This window comes from Methylopila sp. 73B (assembly GCF_000526315.1).
GTDB lineage: Bacteria > Pseudomonadota > Alphaproteobacteria > Rhizobiales > Methylopilaceae > Methylopila.
This window is the reverse complement of sequence record NZ_JAFV01000002.1, coordinates 1-1192: the sequence shown is the minus strand read 5'-3', so window position 1 is coordinate 1192 and position 1192 is coordinate 1. Positions and strand designations below refer to the sequence as shown.

General features: G+C 65.3%; 1 protein-coding gene. It reads right to left on the bottom strand.

Features of this window, described 5'->3' with window-relative positions:
• Position 1: 1 nt before the first annotated feature.
• Positions 2-1192, bottom strand: coding sequence for an elongation factor Tu (gene tuf, locus K244_RS0121110; protein ID WP_020185794.1), 1191 nt, complete (start codon positions 1190-1192; stop codon positions 2-4).

The window sequence follows — 1192 nt, the reverse complement described above, 5'->3', positions numbered from 1 at the left end:
ATCACTCGATGATGGAAGCGACGACGCCTGCGCCGACGGTGCGTCCGCCTTCGCGGATGGCGAAGCGCAGCTTCTCCTCCATCGCGATCGGCACGATCAGGTGCACCTCCATCGCGATGTTGTCGCCCGGCATCACCATCTCGGTGCCCTCGGGGAGGTGCACCACGCCTGTCACGTCCGTCGTCCGGAAGTAGAACTGCGGACGGTAGTTCGTGAAGAACGGCGTGTGACGACCGCCCTCCTCCTTGGTGAGGATGTAAGCCTCAGCCTTGAACTTCGTGTGCGGCTTCACAGAGCCCGGCTTGCACAGGACCTGCCCGCGCTCCACGTCCTCGCGCTTCGTGCCGCGCAGCAGCGCCCCGATGTTGTCGCCCGCCTGGCCCTGGTCCAGAAGCTTGCGGAACATCTCGACGCCCGTCACCGTCGTCTTCACCGTCGCCTTGATGCCGACGATCTCGACTTCCTCGCCGACCTTCACGATCCCGCGCTCAACGCGGCCGGTCACAACCGTGCCGCGCCCCGAGATCGAGAACACGTCCTCGACCGGCATCAGGAACGGCTGGTCGATCGGCCGCTCCGGCTGCGGGATGTAGGCGTCCACCGCCTTCATCAGCTCGAGCACAGCGTCATGGCCGAGCTTCGGGTCGCCGCCCTGCAGCGCAACGACCGCCGAGCCCTTGATGATCGGAATGTCGTCGCCCGGGAAGTCGTACTTCGACAGAAGCTCGCGCACCTCGAGCTCGACCAGCTCCAGAAGCTCCTCGTCGTCCACCAGGTCGCACTTGTTCAGGAACACCACCAGCGCCGGAACGCCGACCTGGCGCGCCAGCAGGATGTGCTCGCGGGTCTGCGGCATCGGGCCGTCCGCCGCTGAAACCACCAGGATCGCGCCGTCCATCTGCGCCGCGCCCGTGATCATGTTCTTCACGTAGTCGGCGTGGCCGGGGCAGTCGACGTGCGCGTAATGCCGGTTCGCCGTCTCGTACTCCACGTGCGCCGTCGAGATCGTGATGCCGCGCGCCTTCTCTTCCGGCGCCTTGTCGATCTGGTCGTACGCCGTAAACGTCGCGCCGCCCGTCTCAGCAAGAACCTTCGTGATCGCCGCCGTCAGAGACGTCTTGCCATGGTCAACATGACCAATCGTCCCAATGTTGCAATGCGGCTTCGTCCGCGCGAACTTTTCCTTGGCCAT

What these genes read in the sequence shown, in the direction of transcription:
- tuf (WP_020185794.1), bottom strand. Translation starts at nt 1,192, where the DNA reads ATGGCCAAGGAAAAGTTCGCGCGGACGAAGCCGCATTGCAACATTGGG.